The 19,602-nt window shown below is 70.4% G+C and carries 19 protein-coding genes and 2 pseudogenes; 11 read left to right on the top strand and 10 right to left on the bottom strand.

The window, feature by feature from the left end:
* Positions 1-564 precede the first annotated feature (564 nt).
* Both ACWDSL_RS25245 and ACWDSL_RS25240 read left to right on the top strand, forming a co-directional pair.
* Positions 565-1,698: an acyltransferase family protein gene (locus ACWDSL_RS25245; RefSeq protein ID WP_450489017.1), complete on the top strand. Its 1,134-nt coding sequence runs from the start codon at positions 565-567 to the stop codon at positions 1,696-1,698.
* Between the two features lie 173 nt (positions 1,699-1,871).
* Positions 1,872-2,837, top strand: a pseudogene (locus ACWDSL_RS25240) (MFS transporter); the annotation flags it as partial.
* Positions 2,838-2,924: 87 nt separating this feature from the next.
* On the opposite strand, the gene ACWDSL_RS25235 reads toward ACWDSL_RS25240, so the two are convergent.
* The 3 genes from ACWDSL_RS25235 to ACWDSL_RS25225 form a co-directional block, all read right to left on the bottom strand.
* Positions 2,925-4,118, bottom strand: coding sequence for an ArgE/DapE family deacylase (locus tag ACWDSL_RS25235; protein ID WP_450489015.1), 1,194 nt, complete (start codon positions 4,116-4,118; stop codon positions 2,925-2,927).
* Between the two features lie 108 nt (positions 4,119-4,226).
* Positions 4,227-5,492 carry a Zn-dependent hydrolase gene (locus ACWDSL_RS25230; RefSeq protein WP_450489013.1) on the bottom strand — a complete coding sequence of 422 codons (1,266 nt, stop codon included), beginning with the start codon at positions 5,490-5,492 and terminating at the stop codon, positions 4,227-4,229.
* Between the two features lie 31 nt (positions 5,493-5,523).
* On the bottom strand, positions 5,524-6,648 hold the full coding sequence (locus ACWDSL_RS25225) for a diaminopropionate ammonia-lyase (protein WP_450489011.1): 1,125 nt from the start codon (positions 6,646-6,648) through the stop codon (positions 5,524-5,526).
* A gap of 99 nt (positions 6,649-6,747) precedes the next feature.
* On the opposite strand from ACWDSL_RS25225, the gene ACWDSL_RS25220 reads away from it, so the two are divergent.
* The 3 genes from ACWDSL_RS25220 (at position 6,748) to ACWDSL_RS25210 (ending at position 8,583) form a co-directional block, all read left to right on the top strand.
* The gene (locus ACWDSL_RS25220; RefSeq protein ID WP_450489056.1) at positions 6,748-7,692 is read left to right on the top strand and encodes a LysR family transcriptional regulator; all 945 of its coding nucleotides are present in this window, start codon (positions 6,748-6,750) and stop codon (positions 7,690-7,692) included.
* Between the two features lie 107 nt (positions 7,693-7,799).
* Positions 7,800-8,306 (top strand): carboxymuconolactone decarboxylase family protein, encoded by a 507-nt coding sequence (locus ACWDSL_RS25215; protein ID WP_450489009.1) that lies wholly within the window; start codon positions 7,800-7,802, stop codon positions 8,304-8,306.
* A gap of 91 nt (positions 8,307-8,397) precedes the next feature.
* Positions 8,398-8,583, top strand: coding sequence for a DUF1737 domain-containing protein (locus ACWDSL_RS25210; RefSeq protein WP_450489007.1), 186 nt, complete (start codon positions 8,398-8,400; stop codon positions 8,581-8,583).
* 61 nt (positions 8,584-8,644) lie between these two features.
* On the opposite strand, the gene ACWDSL_RS25205 is transcribed toward ACWDSL_RS25210, so the two are convergent.
* The gene (locus ACWDSL_RS25205) at positions 8,645-9,910 is read right to left on the bottom strand and encodes an MFS transporter (protein WP_450489005.1); all 1,266 of its coding nucleotides are present in this window, start codon (positions 9,908-9,910) and stop codon (positions 8,645-8,647) included.
* A 78-nt stretch (positions 9,911-9,988) separates the two neighbouring features.
* Positions 9,989-10,762 (bottom strand): MBL fold metallo-hydrolase, encoded by a 774-nt coding sequence (locus ACWDSL_RS25200; RefSeq protein WP_450489003.1) that lies wholly within the window; start codon positions 10,760-10,762, stop codon positions 9,989-9,991.
* A gap of 100 nt (positions 10,763-10,862) precedes the next feature.
* On the opposite strand from ACWDSL_RS25200, the gene ACWDSL_RS25195 reads away from it, so the two are divergent.
* A complete protein-coding gene (locus ACWDSL_RS25195; RefSeq protein ID WP_450489001.1) occupies positions 10,863-11,459 on the top strand; it encodes a CGNR zinc finger domain-containing protein in 597 nt (198 codons plus the stop codon).
* 359 nt (positions 11,460-11,818) lie between these two features.
* Here ACWDSL_RS25195 and ACWDSL_RS25190 read toward each other — a convergent pair.
* Together ACWDSL_RS25190 and ACWDSL_RS25185 are read right to left on the bottom strand one after the other, a co-directional pair.
* Positions 11,819-12,259: pseudogene (locus ACWDSL_RS25190) on the bottom strand (SDR family NAD(P)-dependent oxidoreductase); the annotation flags it as partial.
* A gap of 330 nt (positions 12,260-12,589) precedes the next feature.
* On the bottom strand, positions 12,590-14,044 hold the full coding sequence (locus ACWDSL_RS25185) for an MFS transporter (protein ID WP_450489054.1): 1,455 nt from the start codon (positions 14,042-14,044) through the stop codon (positions 12,590-12,592).
* Between the two features lie 166 nt (positions 14,045-14,210).
* Between ACWDSL_RS25185 and ACWDSL_RS25180 the strand changes: the two genes are divergently transcribed.
* Positions 14,211-14,546 carry an ArsR/SmtB family transcription factor gene (locus ACWDSL_RS25180; RefSeq protein WP_450488999.1) on the top strand — a complete coding sequence of 112 codons (336 nt, stop codon included), beginning with the start codon at positions 14,211-14,213 and terminating at the stop codon, positions 14,544-14,546.
* Between the two features lie 34 nt (positions 14,547-14,580).
* Here the strand turns inward: ACWDSL_RS25180 and ACWDSL_RS25175 are convergent, their stop codons facing one another.
* Entirely contained in the window at positions 14,581-15,051 is a 471-nt protein-coding gene (locus ACWDSL_RS25175) for a DsbA family oxidoreductase (RefSeq protein WP_450488997.1), read from the bottom strand.
* A 56-nt stretch (positions 15,052-15,107) separates the two neighbouring features.
* Complete coding sequence (locus ACWDSL_RS25170; protein WP_450488995.1) at positions 15,108-15,698, bottom strand: TetR/AcrR family transcriptional regulator; 591 nt, start codon at positions 15,696-15,698, stop codon at positions 15,108-15,110.
* A gap of 102 nt (positions 15,699-15,800) precedes the next feature.
* Between ACWDSL_RS25170 and ACWDSL_RS25165 the strand changes: the two genes are divergently transcribed.
* The 3 genes from ACWDSL_RS25165 to ACWDSL_RS25155 all read left to right on the top strand — a co-directional run bounded on the left by ACWDSL_RS25165 (position 15,801) and on the right by ACWDSL_RS25155 (position 17,693).
* Positions 15,801-16,232, top strand: a complete 432-nt coding sequence (locus ACWDSL_RS25165) for a tautomerase family protein (protein ID WP_450488993.1) — start codon at positions 15,801-15,803, stop codon at positions 16,230-16,232.
* On the top strand, positions 16,225-17,235 hold the full coding sequence (locus ACWDSL_RS25160; RefSeq protein WP_450488991.1) for a zinc-dependent alcohol dehydrogenase: 1,011 nt from the start codon (positions 16,225-16,227) through the stop codon (positions 17,233-17,235). Before ACWDSL_RS25165 ends, ACWDSL_RS25160 begins: the two co-directional genes overlap by 8 nt.
* A gap of 146 nt (positions 17,236-17,381) precedes the next feature.
* Entirely contained in the window at positions 17,382-17,693 is a 312-nt protein-coding gene (locus ACWDSL_RS25155) for a hypothetical protein (protein ID WP_450488989.1), read from the top strand.
* Positions 17,694-17,832: 139 nt separating this feature from the next.
* Here the strand turns inward: ACWDSL_RS25155 and ACWDSL_RS25150 are convergent, their stop codons facing one another.
* Positions 17,833-18,993, bottom strand: a complete 1,161-nt coding sequence (locus ACWDSL_RS25150; RefSeq protein WP_450488987.1) for an RNA-guided endonuclease InsQ/TnpB family protein — start codon at positions 18,991-18,993, stop codon at positions 17,833-17,835.
* 23 nt (positions 18,994-19,016) lie between these two features.
* Here ACWDSL_RS25150 and tnpA point away from each other — a divergent pair, with 23 nt between their 5' ends.
* Positions 19,017-19,445: an IS200/IS605 family transposase gene (gene tnpA / locus ACWDSL_RS25145; RefSeq protein ID WP_450488985.1), complete on the top strand. Its 429-nt coding sequence runs from the start codon at positions 19,017-19,019 to the stop codon at positions 19,443-19,445.
* The last annotated feature ends 157 nt before the right edge of the window (positions 19,446-19,602 follow it).

Below are 19,602 nucleotides of genomic sequence, written 5' to 3'. Positions count from 1 at the left end.
TAACTCCGGCCACAGCGTGACCCGAAACCCCGCGGTCGCAAAATACCCCGAAAACGAACTTACCTGTCCACTCTTACAACCGACGGCAACGCTACTCAGACCGACAGCACGAGGCAATGAACGCAGTGTGATAATCCACTTGCGGCGGAGAACGGAGCGTGACTCCGATCCGCCCTCTTCGGTCAACTGCGGCAACAAAGGGCCGAAGCTCGGAGTTCCCCGCCGAATACGGATACTCGGCGCAATCAAGGGACCGTGTATTCGGCACACTTCTGTCCAACACCTGGGCACACAGCACGAGTTGGCGATTCCAACCCGTCGCCGGCGACAGACGAATTATGGTACTCGTGGTGCACCCGGCCGGTGAGCGCGGAATCCTGCAATCCGGTCCAGTCCGGCCCGGCCGATATCGCCATGTATTCCTTCGCGAAAGGGAGTTCACTCGAAAAAGCGTCGTCGGGGCCGGTTTGCCTGATTCACCTGTTCTGGCTTCTTCACCTCAAGGAGGCAAGGAACCCCATGTCCGACGAGCTGTCGTCCCGCCGTCTGCCGTCGTTAACAAGCTTGCGCTTCATCTTGGCCTGCCCCGTCATCTGGTACCACGTCAGCTATGTTTCGGGGATCTTCGACGGTTCTCTGCACAAGTCGCTCGCCATCGTCTCGCCGTTTGCCGCGGGGGCCGTGAGCGCCTTCTTCATCCTCTCCGGGTTCGTGGTGACCTGGGTGTACAGACCCGGCGACCGGCCCGCCTCGTTCTGGCGGCGCCGCTGGTGGAAGATCGTCCCCAACCATCTGCTCGGCTGGACCGCGACCCTGGTGCTCTTCGCCCTCGCCGCCAAACAGATGCCCATGCCGTCCCCGCCCGGAGACGGGACGGCAGCCGCGGTCACCAACCTGTTCCTGGTCCAGGACTGGGTACCCGACTACCACCTGTACTCGGGCTTCAACACACCTGCGTGGTCGATCTCCTGCGAGGTGTTCTTCTACGCGCTCTTCCCCGCCCTCATCCTCGTGGCGCGCAAGATCCCCGCGCGGCGGCTGCGGCCGGTGTGGGCGGCGCTGGCCGGGGTGATCGTCCTGATCCCGCTGATCTCCGCCGCGATCCCCGGACCGGAGCTCTACGACTGGCTGCCCATCAATGAACGCAGCCTGTGGTTCGTCTACATCTTCCCGCCCGTCCGGCTGCTGGAGTTCGCTCTCGGCATCGTCACCGCCCGCCTGATCCAGACCAGCACCTGGCCGCACATCCGCCGCCGGTACCTGGGGATCTTCCTTTTCGTACTCTTCGCCGCCCTGCCCTCCCTGCCCCCGCAGTACGCGATGGGCTCGGCGGCGGCCCCCGCCCTCGCAGTGATGATCGCGAGGACGGCCCTGGCCGATATCGAGGGCCGCTCACGACGGCTGCCCCGCCCGGCCCTGATCCTCCTGGGCGAGTCCTCGTATGCCCTCTACATCACCCACGCCCCGCTGATGATGGCCGCCCGCTATCTGGTCGGGCCCGACCCCGACCTGGCTCCCTGGGTGGGCTTCGCATGGGTCCTCGGAGTGATCGCCGTCGCGATCCCGCTGTCCGTGGTCGTCTTCCGGTACTTCGAGCTCCCGCTGATGCGCCGTTGGGCCCGCAGCCCCCGGACTCCGACCCCGCCCCAGTCCCAGCCCGCTCCGGCTCCCACTCCCACTCCCACTCCCTCGACGTAACCGGCCATACCAGGGCGTGCCGTGAGGGTTCACCGGACCAGGGTCCGGTGAACCCTCATGTCCTGTTACCGTCATCCCAGTCGCTCGGTCCCGCCTTGGCCCGGGCCCGGTATTTCTCCTCCGCCTGGTCTTCGGGGTGGCGGCGAGGGCGCGTGTCCCGTCCTTCCCCAGTCATGGACGTCCTTGGCGGGCCACGGGTCGCACCAATTTTTCTTCGCACCCCGGCGGGGTGCCAGACGCCGGCGACCTGTGATGGCCCGCCCCGCCCGGCGGCGACGAAGGACTCCTTCGCCCTGGCCGAGGCGCTGATCGGCCCCTATCTGGCGCGTCTGGCCGACCGGTTCGGCCAGACCCGCGTTCTGCCGTTCTCGCTGGTCGCCCACGGCGCCGCCATCCTCGGCGTCCTGGCTGTCACCTCCTCGACCGTACTCATCGCCGCCGCCATCTGCGCCGGCGCGGCCGTCCCCCAGCTCGGAGCTCTCTCCGCGGCCCGCTGGGTCCATCTGCTGCGCGACGAGCGGACCGGTGAACTGCCCACCGCCTTCTCCCTGGAATCGTTGGCCAACGCCACCGCCTTCCTCCTCGGGCCCGTCCTGGTCACCGCGCTCGGTGCGGCCGACGACACGGCCCTGGCCACCGCCACCGTCGCGGCCCTGATCCTGAGCGGAGGAGGCGCCCTGACCGCCCAGCGCCGCACCGCACCCCGGCCCGCCCGCGGGCACACCACCGAGAGCAGCGAGAGCAGCGAGAGCACCGGGAGCACCGGGAGCACCGGGAGCACCGAACGGACGCTGCTGCGGCCGGACTCCCTCCTCCTCGCCCTGCTCAATCTGGCCATCGGGCTCTACTTCGGCACCATGGGCGTCTCGGTGAGCGCCTTCGCCATTGGACACGGCATGCCCGAGGCGGCCGCGCCGATCACCGCCGCCGCCAGCCTCAACGGACTCCTCTCCGGCTGGCTCTACGGACTGCGTCGGCGCCGCGCCCCGGCACATCTCCAACTCGTCGTCGCCACCGCGTACCTGGCAGGCACAGGACTGCTGCTTCCCCTCGCACCATCCGCGATCTGGCTCGGCGCAGCCGTGGTGGTCACGGAGGCGGCGGTGCCGCCGACGCTCGTCCTGCTGAACGTGCTCACCGAGAAGTCCGTCCACCCGACGGTTCTTACGGAGGCGTTCACCTGGAACAACTCGGCCGGCGCGCCGTCACCGCCCGGGAGCTGGGGCTCAGGAACAGAAGTCGGCGACGGTGTGGGTAAGGATGTCGGTGAGGCGGTCCAGCGAGGCGAGGTCGACGTACTCGGTGGCCGCGTGGGCGCCCGCGCCGTCGACGCCGAAGAGCAGGCAGGGGATGCCCGCGCGGTCCAGCAGGGCGCAGTCGGTCCAGAACGGCTCGGCGCGCACCACGGGCGGATGGCCGAGGGCCTGTTCGGCATGGCGGGTGAGGGCGCGGACGATGGGCGCGTCGGGGTCGGCTTGGAAGGGTTCGCGGTGCAGGCCGGGGGTCAGCCGGTAGCGGAAGTCGGGAACGGTGGCGGCGAGGTGGTCGAGGACATCGGTCAGTTCCCGCTCGACGGTGTCGGCGCTCTCACCTGGCACGGTGCGGCGCTCCAGGGTGATGCGGCAGTGCGCCGGGTAGGTGGAGGGTTCCTGGCCACCGTGGATGACGGAGGCGTGGACGGTGCCGGCGCCCAGGAGGGGGTGTGCCGGGCCCTGCGCGAGGCGCTGTCCCAGTTCCTCCAGCGCGACCAGGAAGTGGCCGGCCTTGGCGATGGCGTCGATGCCGAGCTCGGGGCGCGAACCGTGGGCGGCACGGCCTTCGATCTCCACGTCGTACCAGGCGAAGCCCTTGTGGGCGAGGGTCAGTTGGAGATGGCTCGGCTCGGTGACGATCGCCGCGTCGGCGGCGAAGGACTCCAGCACCTCCGCGGTGCCGTGGCTGCCGTACTCCTCGTCGGCTACGCAGGCGACGATCACGTCGCCGCGCAGCGGGCCCTGGGCGGTGGCGCGTGCGGCGGCGACCATCATGGCGGCGATGCCGCCCTTCATGTCGAAGGCGCCACGGCCGTACATCTTGCCGTCGTGGACCCGCGGGTCGAGTGGGTCGCCGTCGTAGTCGGCGAGGCTGACGGTGTCGAGGTGGCCGTTGAGCATGAGCGAACGACCGCCGCCGGTGCCACGGGCGATCGCGACGAGTGAGGGCCGGCCGGGGCGCTGTTCCAGGCTGTGGACCTCGAAGCCGCGGGCGGCCAGCCATTGGCCGCAGAAATCGGCGATGACGGCCTCGCCGGCCCCGCCGGGGACGAGGTCCGGGTTGACGGAGTCGATGGCGATCAGCCTGGCCAGCAGGCGGCCGGGGTCCGGGTCCAGGGCGTCGGGAGCCGCTGGAGGCGGCGGAGTCGAGGGGGTTTCGGGGAGCATGGGGGCCTTCCGACGTGTCGATGCCACCCCGGGGTCAGGGGCGGGTGGCACGCGGGGGGTGGCGGTGTTTTGATCGGCTGTGGGCTCTGTGCGGGCCGCCGTGGGCGGTCAGTCCTGGTCGGCGAGGCGCAGGAGGGTGGTGGCCAGCACGTCGACGCCGTGGGCGCATGACTCGGGCGTGGAGTACTCGCGGGGGTTGTGGCTGATGCCGTCGTACTCACCGCGGACGAAGATCATGGCGGTGGGGCAGAGCGCGGCGATCTCCTGGGCGTCGTGGCCGGCGCCGGAGAGCAGGGAGATGTGCTCCAGGCCGTGGTCGTCGGCGGCCTGGGCGATGACCTTCTGCACACCGTCGTCGAAGGGCACGTAGCCGGTCCTGGCCATCCGCCGGGTGGTCAGCGACAGGCCCGGCCGGCTGTTCTCCAGGTCGCGCAGGAACGCGGCCAGGGCTTCCTCGGCGCGGGCCATCTGGGCGTCGTCGGGGTTGCGCAGATCGACGGTCATCTCGGCGCGGGCCGGGACGATGTTGGTCAGGTCCGGGTGGACGATCAGATGGCCGACGGTGGCGCGCAGCTCGCCGTACTCGCCGGAGTCGACCAGGGACCGCAGGTGGACGATGATCTGCGCGGCGGCGAGGCCGGCGTCGGCGCGCAGATGGGTGGGGGTGGTGCCGGCGTGGGCGGCGCGGCCGTGGATGGTGATCTCCTGCCAGGAGATGCCCTGCACGCCGGTGACGACACCGACCGGGACGTCGTGCTCGGCGAGGACGGGGCCCTGTTCGATGTGGCATTCGACGTAGGCGTGGGGCGGGGCGAGGCGTACGTCGGTGGGGCCGGCGAAGCCGGTGCGGATGAGTTCGGCGCCGAGGGTGTGGCCGTCGCGGTCGGTCAGGGCGTGGGCGTACTCCAGGGTGAGGCGGCCGGCGGCAACGGCGCTGCCGAGCATGTCGGTGCCGAAGCGGACGCCCTCCTCCTCGGTGAAGATGCCGACCTCGATCGGGCGGCGGGTGGTGATGCCGCGTTCGTCGAGAGTGCGCACGACCTCGATGCCGCCCAGGACGCCGAGGCAGCCGTCGAAGGCCCCGGCGGTGGCGACGCTGTCGATATGCGAGCCGGTCAGGACCGGGGCCGCGGTCGGGTCGGTGCCCTCGCGGCGGCCGTAGATGTTGCCCATCCGGTCGATACGGACGGCCAGTCCCGCCTCTTCCATCCAGCCGACGACCCGGCGGCGGCCGGCCGCGTCGGCGTCGGTCAGGGCGAGGCGGTTGACGCCGCGCAGGCCGGTGCGCTCGTCGTCGTACGCGCCGATCTCGGCGAGGTCCATGAGGGACTGCCACAGGCGGTCACCGTTGACCGTGATCTTCGGGCTTGTCATGGCTTGTCTCCAGGTGGTTGGCGCCGAGCGCTCAGTGATCGGTGGTGGAGTGCGGGTTGGCGGCCGTGCCCTCGGTGCTCAGCAGTACGACGACCGAGGTCGCAGCCAGCCCCAGCGCCGTACGGCGTTCTCCGACGCCCGCGCCGGTGAGCACCGCGCGCAGACCGGCGAGCGTCGCGGCCCCGCAGGGGCCCGAGGAAACGCCGAGGGCGGCGAGGCGGGCGGCGGCGTGGGCGCTGTCGGCGTCGGGGATGGCGACCGCGGCGTCCAGCCCGCCGTTGAGACAGGGCCAGGCGATGCTGGACGGGGTGCCGCAGTTCAGTCCGGCCATGCTGGTCTCGCCGGTGGTGACGCCGACGGGTGCACCGTGGATGAGGCTTTCGAGGACGCAGGGCGCCGCCTCCGGCTCCACCGACAGCAGCGCCGGAGCCCGCCCCGAGGGACGGCTGCGGTAGTGGGTGATCACGGCCTGGGCCAGCGAGCCCACGCCCACCGGGATGGAGACGAGGTCGGGTCCGTCGGCGATGCCCTGTGCCGCCAACTGCTCGTCGATCTCGGCGCAGAGGGTGGAGTAGCCCTCGACGATCCATCCCGGGATCCGCTCATAGCCCGGCCAGGCGGTGTCCTGAACCAGGACCGCGTCCGGTGCGGCGGCAGCCCGGGCCGCCAGGCGTACGGCCTCGTCGTACGCCCCCTCGACCTCGGTGACCTCGGCCCGCTCGGCGGCGATGGCCGCCACGGCCTGCGGATGCACACCCTGCGGAACGAAGACGTGGGCGTGCTGCCCGAGCAGACGTGCCGTACGGGCCACCGCGCGGCCGTGGTTGCCGTCGGTGGCGGTCACCAGGGTGACCGGACCCGACGCTCGCCCGCTCGCCGCGGCCCGCTCGGCCAGGGTGCGGTGGACCGCCCAGGACGCGCCCAACGCCTTGAAGGCGGGCAGCCCCAGACGGCATGACTCGTCCTTGACGAAGACCCGGCCGACCCCCAACCCGCAGGCCAGTTGCGGGAGTTCGGTCAACGGGGTGGGTGCGTAGTCGGGCAGCGCGGCATGGAAGCCCCGTACCTCGGCGGGCGCGGGATCACACCGCCAGGTACGGGCACCGGGCCGTACGAACCACGGCAGCGTACGGGAGGGGGAAAGGTTCTCAAGCACGCGATCAGGGTCCGATATCCCCCTAGGATCGGTCCAGCGAATGTTTTCAACGTATACTCATCGGAAAAACCGACCATTAAGAAAATGAGTGGGCCGGCGATGTTCGATCTGCACCGACTGCGCCTGCTGCGCGAACTCAAGCACCGCGGCACTCTGGCGGCCGTCGCCACAGCCCTGTCCTACGCGCCCTCTTCCGTCTCCCAGCAGCTCTCCCAGCTGGAAGCCGAAGTCGGCGTCCCGCTGCTGGAGCCGGTCGGCCGGCGGGTGCGGCTGACCGAGCAGGCCGAGATCCTGGTCGCCCACACCGAAGCGGTCCTCGAGCGCCTGGAGCGCGCGGAGGCCGATATCGCCACCTCCCTCACCGAGCTGACCGGCACCCTGCGCATCGCCTCGTTCCAGACGGCCGCCCTGGCCCTGGTCCCGACCGCGCTGAGCCTTCTGCGCGATCTGCACCCGCACCTGCGCGTCCATGTCACGCATATGGAGCCGGAGAAGGCCCTGCCCGCCCTGCAAGCCCGCGACTTCGACCTGGTCCTCGCCGAGGAATACCCCGGCAACCCCAACCCGCGGCCCGCCGAACTCGAACAGGAAGACCTGCTCGAGGACCCCCTGCACCTCGCACTGCCGGAGCCGGCCGAGGACACCGAAGGCCCGGACACCGAAGGCCGGGGCACCGACTCCCCGCTGGCGGCGCTGCGTTCACTGGCGGACCACCCCTGGGTGATGGAGCCCGAGGGCACAGCCGCACGGCATTGGGCCATGACCCTGTGCCGCAACGCCGGCTTCGAACCCGACGTACGGTTCGAGACCACCGACCTGCTGCTCCACCTCCGCCTCGTCGAGCAGAAACACGCCGCGGCCTTCCTCCCCGACCTCGTCTGGAGCGGCCGACCTCCGACCGTCACCCTGCGACGGCTCCCCCGCGGCCAGCGCACCCGCCGCGTCTTCACCGTCGTACGCCGTGGCCGCAGCCAGCACCCCGCCGTCCTCGCCTGCCGGGACGCCCTGCTCCGGGCAGCCGCCCTCCGCTCGGATCAGGCGTAGGGCGGGACACCTCACCGGCCAAGAACAACTTTCCTCCGCCGGTCACATTTCCCCGTCGCGCTCCGTCAGGGCAGTGAGAGCAACACGAAAGCCCTGAGGAGACAGCGATGGAAACACGTTCGATCACGGCCGAGGTCCCGATGGCTCCGCGGATGTCCGAGGACCCCGCGCAGCTCGTGCCCGAACTGACGGAGGCGTCGGCGGCGCTGTTCAAGCTCACCGGCAACGGTTCGGTACCGCGCTCCACGATCAGTCTGATCCAGTTGCGTGCCGGTCAGATCGTCGGCAGCACCTACCTGACCGTTCTGCACACGGGCTTCCTGCGCAAGGCCGGGGAATCGGAGGAGCGGATCACGTCGGTGGCGTCCTGGCAGGACTCGCCGTACTTCACGGGTGCCGAGCGCGCCGCGCTGGCGCTTGTGGAAGCCGTGCTCCAGCCGTCCGCGGATGGCGAGCGGGTTTCCGACGACCTGTACGCACAGGCGGCCGAGCACTACGACTCCAAGGCGCTCGCCACGCTGATGTTCGCGATCGGCCAGGTCAACTTCTTCATCTCCATAGCGCTCATCGCCAAGCCGGTGCCCGGCCGGTCGTTCACCGACCCGTGGAAGTGAGGCCACCGGGGTAGAGCCCGACGTTCGGGTCCCGGGGCGGGACTCGGGACCCGAACGGGCGTGGGCGGGCGCTTGTGGAATTCTTCGTCCCATGAGCACACCACCGGACGGATTGCCCATCTACCGAGTCCTGACCGGACCGGACGACGCCACGTTCTGCCAGCGCGTGAGCGAAATGATCGGCCTTGGCTACGAACTGCACCAAGGTCCCGCCGTCACCTTCAACGGTGAGAGGGTCATCGTCGCCCAGGCGCTGATCTGGCCGACACGGCCGTAGGCACCTGCCGCGCAGGAAGGCACCCTGCCGTCCTGTCCACCGCGCGCCGGAGCTCTGACCGTCAGCTGCGCGCCGCAACGACGACCGTCGGCACGATGGCCAGCGCCAGGATGCCGCCGCCGACGGCCAGGACGGGATAGCCGGGGCCTGCGACGACCAGGCCGGAGGCCAAACCGCCCGTGGCGCCCGCGATGGCGATGGAGACGTCGACCCACCCCTGGGTCCTGGCACGGGTGGCCAGGGGAACGGCATCCGTGATGATCGCGGTGCTGCTGACGAGGCCGAGACTCCAGCCCACGCCCAGCAACGCGAGGGCCACCGCGAACACGGCGGCGGAACCGACAGGGGCGTTGGCGGCGACGATCCCGGCGGCCAGCAGGACCAGCGCGGCAGCGGCGGCGACCGTGAGCCGGCCGTACCGGTCGACGAGCCAGCCGGACAGGGGCGCGGGCAGATACATCGCCCCGATGTGGATCGAGATGACCAGGCCGGAGGCGGCGGCACCGTGGCCGTGGCCGTGCATATGGACCGGCGTCATCGTCATGATCGCGACCATGACGAGCTGGGTGACCACCATGACCAGCGCACCCACCAGAACGCCGGAACCGCGCCGTCCGGCCGCCGGCCGCACGCGACCGCCGACATCGTCCGGGCGCGCGACCGCCGCGGCGGCACGCTCCGCCTCCAGCGTGCGGGCCAGCAGCAGCGGGTCGGGACGCAGCCATACGGCCAGAACCAGGGCGGCCAGCGCGTAGGCGGCACCCGAGAGTAGGAACAGCCCGGTCAGGCGGGGGATGCCGAGGGCGTGCGCAAGGTCACCGGCGGGCGCGGCGAGATTGGGGCCGACCACGCCGCCCAGGGTGGTGGCGACCAGCACGGTCGACACCGCGCGGGCGCGGTACGCAGGATCCGCCAGGTCGGCACCGGCGTAGCGGGCCAGCAGATTCGTCGCCGCACCGGCACCGTAGACGAACATCGCGGCCAACAGCAGCACCGAGCTCCCGGCGACGGCGGCGGCGATGACGCCCGCACTGCCGATGGCACCGGCCAGGTACCCGGCGGCAAGACCGGGGCGGCGGCCGCGCGCTTGAGAGATACGGCCGACCGCGACGGCCGCCAGCGCGGAACCGGCGGTGGACAGGGCGCCGAGCAGACCGGCGAGGCTGGTGGAGCCGAGCATGTCCTGCGCGAGCAGGGCACCGACGGTCACCCCCGCCGCCAGCCCGGCGCCGCTGAACATCTGAGCGGCAATCAGGACGATCAGGACGCGGCGCTGCGCCTGAGACCGCGGCAGATCCTCGGCCCGAGCGGGCACGGTAGTCGTCACAAGAGAGTTCTTTCGCTAGGCGCGACCCGGACGGCGACAGACCGGCGGCAGGCCACCGGCCCGCCCCCGGCCGCGCGGTCAGCCCCGGTCGCCCAGGTCCAGCCGGTCGAGCAGCCCGGCGCCGGTAAAGGCGGCGATCAGTTCGTCACGGCCCTCGGTGAAGTGCGCCCAGCTGTCGTAGTGGACGGGCACCACCCGGCGGGCACCGAGGATCCGAGCGGCTTCGGCCGCCTGCGCGCTGTCGAGGACGATCAGCGCGCCGTCGAAGAGGACGGAGAAGCGGGGAGCCCCGGCGAACAGGATGGCGGTGTCCACCGGGCCGAGCCGTTCGGCGATGTCCTTGACCAGGTCGAGCGAGGCGTTGTCGCCACTGACGTAGACCGCGGGAAGACCCTCCCCGGTCAGCACGAATCCGACGACCTGGCCGGTGATCGGCTCGACGTCCTCGCGCGCGCCGGGCCCGTGGACGGCGGGCACGCCCGTGACGGTGATCGTGCCGCCGCCGGGGCGGTCCAGCTCGATCGACTCCCAGTCGGCCAGCCCCTTGGCCCCCTCCCCCAGGCGCTGCCCGCCCCCGGGCGTGGTCAGGGTCAGCGGGACGTCGGCGAGCAGGGCCCGGCCGGAGTCGTCGAGGTTGTCGGGGTGTTCGTCGTGGGAGAGCAGGACCACGTCGATACGGCCGAGGTCGGCCGGCGCGGCGGAGGAGGGCGCCGTCTTGGTCAGCTGCCCGCCCGGCACGTGGTAGTCGCGGGGCTCGTCGAAGGTGGGGTCGGTCAGGAATCGCAGGCCCCCGTATTCGAAAAGGGCCGTCGGGCCGCCGAAGACACGGACGGGGATCTGCTCAGTGGGCATACGGGTGCCAGACATGAAAACCTCACGGATGTAGAGCGGCTTATCCGTGAGGGACGATAGCCGTGTCTCACGGATGAACACAAGCCGTACCATGACAGCCATGAGCGAGACCCCGACCGCCGAATCCGTGCCACCGCCCGCGCCGGGGGCGGAGGAATACCTCGCCCTCGACTTCGCCAACAGCGCCATCGCGCTGCCCGGCGGGCACTTCATCGATCTCCTCGGCACCCCCGACGCCACGAATCGATGGCTGACCGAACGCGGCCTCGCGCCGGCTGACGCCGGGGTGCAGGAGATGTGCACGGCGCAGCTGCGCTCCCTGCGCGAACACCTCAGATCGCTGTTCGCCGCCCGCGTCGCCGGGCTGCCCGCCCTGCCCGCGGCGCTGTCCGCCGTCAACGACGCGCTGAGCAAAGCTCCCACGGCCGCGCTGCTGTACTGGGACGAGCGGAACGGCCCCTACCGCGCGGCCCCCTGCCCCACCAACGAAATCCTCGACCGCGCCCTCGCGGCCCTCGCGGCCAACGCGGCCGACCTCCTCACCGGCCCCGACGCCGACCGCCTGACCGGCTGCGGCTCCGCCCCCTGCAACCGCTACCTGCTGCGCCACGGGCGCCGCCATTGGTGCTCCACCCGCTGCGGCGACCGCGCCCGCGCCGCCCGCGCGTACGCCCGGCGCACCCGCCCGGAAGCGTGACCATAGCGGCGGCCGTCGGGCGGTACGGCGCATCAGAACACGGCGCTACCCCGGCGCCTCCACAGCCGCGCCCGTCCCCCGCGACTCGGCGACGGCCACCGCCGCGCGCACCAGCGCGGCCACACCACGGCTGCGGGAGCGCTCCGGCCAGCAGTCCCCCGTCGGCGTCTGCCTTGTCGGCCGACAGCACGCTGTGATTCGGCGCCGAGGCCCGTTGGGCGCGGCGGACCGCCGCGTCGAGTGCTTGGAGGGCGGGGGTCACCTGAGCCAGCAGTACGGCGCCGGGTTCGGCGCCACGCCGTCGACCCGGACAACGCCCGGCGGCTGTGGACGCTCTCGCAGGAGCTGCTCGCGGCCGCCGGCTGAACCGCCGGCCTCACCGATCCGGCCGGGCATCCTTTCTGCCTCAGGGTGCCGGTGCGGCGGTCGACGATCTCGGTCTCGTTGCAGTCGGAGAAGTAGCGGCCGCCGATGCCTTCCAGCAGGGGCGAGGTGGCCAGGAGTACGGACGTGGCGGCGCCCTGCTCGACCGTTTTGATGAGCTCGGCCGGGACCTTGCCGCTGCCGCGGTCACCGATGTGGCGCTGGAGGTTGGGGTAGATGGCGCCGGGCATCAGGGCATTGGCGGTGATGCTGTCGGCGGCCCAGCGGCGGGTGGCCTCCACCGCGAAGAGGACGTTGGCGGTCTTGGACTGGCCGTAGCCGAGCCATGGGTCGTAGCGGCGGAAGGCGAAGTGGATGTCGTCCCACACGATCGGGGACTGCTGATGGCCGGTGGAGCTGACGCACGGCCACCGGGCCGCTCGCCCGGCCAGGCCCCACTCACCCGGCCAGGTGGCGGCCCTCGAAACCGCTGGTGGCTCCCCGGTATCGGCCGGTAGCGTGCGGGGACGACCTCACGGGGGTGGGCTGGTGCGGCCGGTGCTGCTGGTGGATGTGGACGGACCACTGAATCCGTACGCGGCGAGGCCGCACAGGCGTCCTGAGGCCTACGAGACGCACCGGCTGCTGACACCGCGATGGCACGCTGCCGAGCGGCGTCGGCTCAACGAGTGGGGACTGCCCGACAAACAGGTCAGGGATCGTCGCCTGGGCGCGGGGCCGGCCGTTCGCGTGGGTCGACGACGAGATCACGGACGCGGATCGCGTGTGGACTCGAGAACACCACGCGGGTCAGGCTCTGCTCCACCACGTCGACCCTCGGACCGGTCTGACGGCAGCGGACTTCGCCCTGCTGTCGGACTGGGCACAGGGCTTGGCTCGGACTTCACCAGCCACAGACCGGTGAACACCGCGCCGGCCAAGGTGACGGCGCCGGCCACGACGAAGGCGCTGTTGAGGCCGGCCTCGAAGGTCGCGCCACCGGATTCCCGGGTGCGCACGATGGCTCCGAGCACAGCCACGCCGAGCACCGCGCCGATCTGCCGGGTGGTGCTGCTGATGCCCGACGCCAGGCCGCCCTCCCGCGGGCTGACCGCCTGGATGGCGGCGCCGGTCAGCGGGGACATGGTGAGAGCGAAACCGATACCGACGACCGCCAGCCGCCACCACACATTCCCGTAGCCGGTGGCCGCGTGCACAAAGCCCAGCGCCAGCAGCCCGAGACCGGCCAGGGTCAGGCCGGTGGTGACCACGATCCGGAAGCCGTACTTCGCGGCGAGGCGGCCCGCATACGGGCTGACGATCACCATGGCGAGGGAGCCGGGCAGGGTCTGCAGACCGGCGCGCAGAATCGAACTGCCCTGGACGTACACGAAGAACTGGGAGAAGAAGAAGGACGAGCCCATGAGCGCGAAACCCACCACGACCATGGCCGTGTTGGACACCGTGAACAGTTGCTGCCGGAACAGCCGCAGCGGCAGCATCGGCGTCGCGCTGCGTGCTTCGACGGCGACGAAGACGGCGAGGATCACCACCGCGGCGGCGAAGCTGCCCAGGATCAACGGCGAGGCCCAGCCACGGGAACCGCCCTCGATCAACCCGTAGGCCAGCGCACCCACACCCAGGACGGACAGGGCCGTCCCCGGGATGTCGATCGCCGGCGCACTCGGATTGCGGGACTCGCGCAGGACGCGCAGTCCGGCAAGCAGCAGGACCGCGCCGATGGGCACATTGACGAGGAAGATGGCGGACCAGCCGAAGGCATCCACCAGAATGCCACCGGCCAGCGGTCCGGCGGCCAGGCCGATTCCGCTGAATCCGGCCCACAGCCCGATCGCCTTGACCCGTTCCTGCGGAACGGGATACGTGGCGGCGAGCAGCGCCAGCGAGGCCGGGCTCAGCGCCGCGGCCCCGATGCCCTGCACCGCCCGTCCAGCGATCAGCCAACCGATGGACGGCGCGACGGAGCACACCACGGAGGCGACGGTGAACACCGTGACGCCCGCCAAGAACACCCGCTTGCGGCCGAAACGGTCGGCGAAGACACCGCCGGACAGCAACAGCATGGCGACCAGCAGCACATAGGCGTCGACAATCCACTGCAGACCGCTCAACCCGGTGTGCAATCGCTCCTGCATATCGGGCAGCGCCGCACCGACGATGGTGCTGTCGAGCAGCACCATGAACTGCCCCAGACAGGCCACTGCGAGTAAGGCCGCCCGAGCCGATCGGCTGCCTGCGGCCGCCGATGATCCGGCCGTTGTCGTGTCTTTGCGTGCGGTCAACGCCGTTCCCTCCCACGTTGCGGATGCTCCGGCAGAAGATAGTTCCATAATCCCGAACTGTCGAACAGTTTGGTATCGTGGAGCCATGCGACCGCTCCCCCAGCCCGCCCGCGAGTCGTTGACGCTCGCGCCGGTGCTGCACGCACTCAGCGATCCGGTGCGCCTGGAATTGGTGCGGCGGGCCCGGGGCAATCCCGAGTCGACCTGCGCCGCTCTCGCCGACGGTATGGATGTGCCGATATCGACACTGTCCAATCACTGGCGGATCCTGCGCGAGGCCGGGCTGATCAGCATGACCGTCGACGGAAGGCACCGGCGGATCCGACTGCGCGGCGACGATCTCAGCGACCGCTTCCCGGGCCTGCTCGATCCGATCCTGCGCCTCGCTGCGGCCGAGTCGCCCAACGGCGAGCCGCTGTAGGGCGACTCGGCCGCGGCGAGAGCCGGAGATCAGCTCAGTTGTTCTCCGGGGTGGGGTTCGCATAGACGGTGCGCAGCGCGGAGAGAAAGGTGTCCGACGACTGCGCGCCGGAGATGCCGTAGGCGCGGTTGAGGACGAAGAACGGCACACCCGTGGCGCCGAAGCGGCGCCCCTCGTCGAAGTCGGCCCGCACCTCGTCCGCGTACGCGCCACCGTCCAGCATCCGCCGGATCTCGTCCTCGGGCACGCCGACCTCGACACCGAGCCGCACCAGCGTGTCGGGCTCGTCGACGACCTCGCCCTCGCACAAGTGGGCACGGAGCAGCCGCTCGTGCAGCTGCCCGTCCAGTCCCTGCGCGGCGGCGAGGTGGGTCAGGCGGTGGGCGTCGATCGTGTTGACCGAGACGGCCGCTTCCAGGTCGTACTTCAGCCCCTCGGCGGCGGCGAGTTGAGTGACCTGCCGGGTCATCGCCCGTACCTGCGCCGGCGCGCCGTAGACACGCACACCGCCAAGGCGATCGGCACTTGCCCCCAGCCACCCTCCACCATCAGGCGTAACCGTCAGGCAGAACCGTCGAGCGCGTCGGCGATCAGCGCTTCGAGCTGCTGCGCCACCTGATCCAGGGGTTGCATGCTGCGCTTGGCGCGGCACATGGCGATGGCGCCCTCGACGGACGCCACGATCAGGGTCGCGAGCCCCGGAGCCCGCTCGGGGGCGGCGCCGTGGTCCCGTAGCGCCTGGGCGAGCAGCTTCTCCCAGTCCTCGAACGCCTCGGCGGCGGCGACGAGGGCGGGCGGGATCCCGTCGGCCGGGGGCTCCTCGACGGAGACGGCCAGTACGGGGCAGCCGGCGCGGAAGTCGCTCTCGACGACGATGCCGCGCCACAGGGCCAGGAAGGCGCGCAGTCCGGCGGCCGGGCCCGCGTCCAGTTCCTTGCGCAGGAGACGGGCGACGGCCGTGCCCGCGTACCGAACCGCCTCGGTGGCCAGCTGCTGCTTGCCCTCGGGGAAGTAGTGGTAGGTCGAGCCGAGCGGTGCCTTGGCGTGTTTGGCCAGCTCACGGATGCTGGTGGCGTTCAGGCCACGCCTGCTGATCAGGTCGGCCGCACCGGCCACGATGCGCTCGCGCGACGGCGCGCTGGATTTGGCCACGACCGGGCTCCCCTCTGGCTATAACGCACGTCATAGTCTAGCGTGACCTCCGTTTATAACGACCGTTATAGGCCGTGAGTGCGGCCGAAGGGAGACTTCGCCATGCCGATGATCCGGCTCACCGCCCCGCCCGGTTCCCTGACCGAGGAGGGCCGCAAGAGCGTCCAGCGCGAGCTGGCCGCCGTCCTGCTGCGCTGGGAGGGCGCGCCCGACACCGCGTTCTTCCGCGCCCAGGCGTGGAGCTACCTCGTCGAGCTGCCCGACGGCGCGCAGACCACCGCCGAGGACGACGTGCCCCGCTTCCTCGTCGAGGTGACGGTCCCCCAGGGCGCACTGTCCGAGCGGCGCAAGGCGGGCCTGATCGAGGACGCCACCAAGACCGTGCTCGACGCCGCCGGGCTCTCCCCCGCCGACGCCCTGCGCGTATGGGTGCTGGTGCACGAGCAGCCCGACGGCACCTGGGGTGCGGGCGGCTCCGTCATCCGCTACGCCGACCTCGTGGCCCTGGCCAAGGGGCAGCGGGCCGATGCGTGAACTGACCTATGTCGCCCGGCACACCGTCGAATGGCGCGAGGCCCCCGACCCCAAGCTCCGGTCCGACCAGGAAGCGATCGTCGCCCCGGTGGCCGCGACCTCCTGCGACGTCGACTCCGCAATCCTGGCCGGACACGGCTTCGTCGACCCGCCGTTCGCCCTCGGCCATGAGTGCGTGGCCAAGGTCGTCGAAACCGGTGACGCCGTGACCACCGTGGCCCCCGGCGACCTGGTGGTCGTCCCCTGGTCCATCAACTGCGGCAGCTGCGACCACTGCCGCGCAGGGCTGACCGCGCACTGCACGGCCGTACCGCATATGGCCATGTACGGCGCGCCGATCGGCGGCAGCTGGGGCGGGCTTTTCTCCGACCTGGTCCGTGTGGTGTGGGCGGACGCCATGCTGGTCCCCCTGCCCGCCGATCTCGACCCGGTCGCCATGGCCTCGGCCAGCGACAACTGGTCCCTGTCCTGGCGCCTGGTCGCGCCCCATCTGAAGAGCAGGCCCGGGGCCCGCGTCCTGGTCGTCGCCCGCGGCAGCATCGGCCTGTACGTCTGCGACATCGCCCGCGCGCTCGGCGCCTCGCAGGTGCTGTACGTCGACCCCGACCCCGAACACCGCGAGATCGCCCGCGGCTACGGCGCCACCACCGTGGAAACCCTCGAGCCCGTACGGCACGGATTCGACATCGCCGTCGAGGCCACCGGCCGCGTCGACCAGCTCGCCCTGGCCGTCACATGCCTCGCCCCGGAAGGCATCTGCGAGCCGGCCGGCAACCACTTCCGCCCCGGCGAGCTGCCCCTGCTCGACATGTACCTCACCGGCGTCACCATCCGTATCGCCCGTGACAACGTCCGCAACCACATCCCCGACGCCCTCGAACTCGTCCGCACCGGCCATGTCGACCCCGCACGCGTCGTCTCCCACGTCCTCGACTGGGAACAACTCCCCGACGCACTCCCCGAGAAACACCTCAAGCCCGTCTTCGTCCGCGCCGACGGCTGACCACCTCAGGCCCGCCCGGCTACGGGCACGGCGGCCTACGCACCGCCCTGCGCTCCACCGGAATTCTTGCGTCCCCAGGTAATCCAGATGGCCGTCAGTCGGTCTGGAACTGCCACACCGACCGCAGCACTCCGAAGGAGTCAGGCATGATGCGACGCATCACCACCACTGCCGGGATTCTGGCCGCCGCAGGAGTCCTCACCCTCGGCATGGCCACATCAGCCTCCGCCGCTCATGGCGACCTCCGCAACAGCACCTGGCACGTCGTCAACCCCACCGGCTGTATTGCGGTACCGCTGGAAGACAACAGGTTCCATGTGTACAACTCCACCAACGAATACGCTCTCGCCTACGAGAATGCCAACTGCACCGGGCCAGTCATCGACGTGATCCCGCCCGGCGGCCGCTCCGCGGGGGGCGCCATCGCCATTCTTGGCCGAGCCGTCTGGGTCGATTGATGAACACCAAGTCCCGCTTGTAAACAACTCGGCCCCTGAAGGGACCGAGCTTTCCGGCTGTGGGTCCCTGTGAGGCTCCGCTTATGCTCCCGACTGCCCCCTACGACAGGGCGGTCACGGGTCACATCGCCCGGCCCCGCTATGCGGGGTCGGGTTGGGGCATGTTTACGAATACCCACGCCGTGGCCCCTCGCTGTGCGATGTTGACCCCGGCGACGTGGTCGGCCGGCCCAGCGAGGCCGCACCGACGACAAGAAAAGTGGTCCCGAGTGCGGCGGTTGCCGCGCTCGGTGTGGCCGCAGCGCGGGCAGCGCTGCGAGGTGTAGGCCGGGTCCACCTCGATGAACGGCACGCCAGCACGGCGGGCCTTGTACTCGATGAATGAGCCGAGTTGGTGGAACGGCCAGGAAGACTGGCGTGCTCGCTGGTCGCGGGGAACCGTAACCCGCTCGCGGATGCCCTGGAGCTGTTCCAGGGACAGGCCGCGCTCGGTGCGTTGGGCGACAGCAACGACAGTCTTGGAGACCTTGTGGTTGACGTGGGTCGCGTGCCGGGCCTCGCGGCGGGCACGCTTCTTGAGGAGCTGGGCAGCGCTGCGGGTGCGCTTGGCCTGGGTCTCGGCCTTCTTACGGGCCTGCCAGCGCCGGTACCGGCCCAGACGACGGCCGGAGTGGTTGTCCCCGTCGCTGGTGGTGGCGAGGTTGTTGATGCCCCGGTCCACTCCGATCCAGCCCTTCGGCTCGAACACCTCGGGCTCGGCGATGTCGATGGTGGCGACCAGGAACAGCTTGCCGTCCCGCTCGATCAGATCGGACTCGCCCTTGCGGTGCTCGGTGAGCTGCTTGAGCGCGGCTGGCGAGCAGGCGAACCGCACGTTCCTGACCCGGCCGCTCAAGGTCCGGATGGACACGGTCCGGGCGTCGTAGTTCCAGCTCAGACAGCGATCGTCGTACGTGTGTGCCGCGTCGGACCGGAAGGTGATCGGCTTCGACTCGGCCTTGCGGCGGCGCTTGGAGCCTTCCGGGCCGAGGTTCCCGGCCTTGATGTTGGCTCGCAGCGTCGTGTACGCGTCGGCGACGCGCTTGATGATGTGCTGCGCTGCCTGCGCCCCGAAACCACGGGCCTTCAGCTCGCCGTAACACAGCTTCCGCAGCTCGCGGACGGAGCCCTTGAGACCGAAGTGCTCGAACGACACCTCGGACACCCGGTTCGCGGCTTCGTTCGCGGCATGCAGGGTCGACTCGATCAACGGTGCCTGCACGGCATCCGGCGTGAGTTTGACCTGCACGACGATCTTCACACAAGCATCCTGCCATCGTGTCTATGTCACCTCGATGGGAACCAAACCCCGATATCCGCAGGGGTCGTAGCGTCATCTACACCCTTCACGCACATCTGGTCTTCACCCCCAAGTACCGGCGGAAGGTGTCCACTGACGAGATTCTGTCGCGCTGCGAAACGATCATGCGGGAGGTGTGCGCCAAGGCGAACGTGGAACTGCGCGAGTTCAATGGCGAGACCGACCACGTGCACCTCCTGGTGCACTACCCGCCGCAGGTCAAGCTGTCTGCGCTGGTCGGCTCCCTCAAGGGCGTCTCCGCCCACTACCTCCGCAAGGAATACCCCGACCACATCAAGCGGTACCTGTGGGGCGAACGCTTCTGGTCCCCGTCCTACTTCGCCGCCTCCTGCGGCGGCGCACCGCTCGCCGTGATCAAGGAGTACATCGAGAACCAGAAGCGTCCCGACTGAGGTCAACAGTGCGGACCCGTGTTCCGGTGCGGGTCACCCCTATCTTGAGAAGCAATTCCTCCCGAGCCCCTAAAGGGGCCGGGGTTCCTTGCTAGATCATGCTGAACCAGGACAGCGGGACGACCATGGCCACCCGCGCCGTCGCCGTATGTGAACG

This window comes from Streptomyces sp. NPDC000941 (assembly GCF_053599555.1).
The sequence above is the reverse complement of the archived record's forward strand: the minus strand, read 5'-3'. Positions and strand labels throughout refer to the sequence as shown.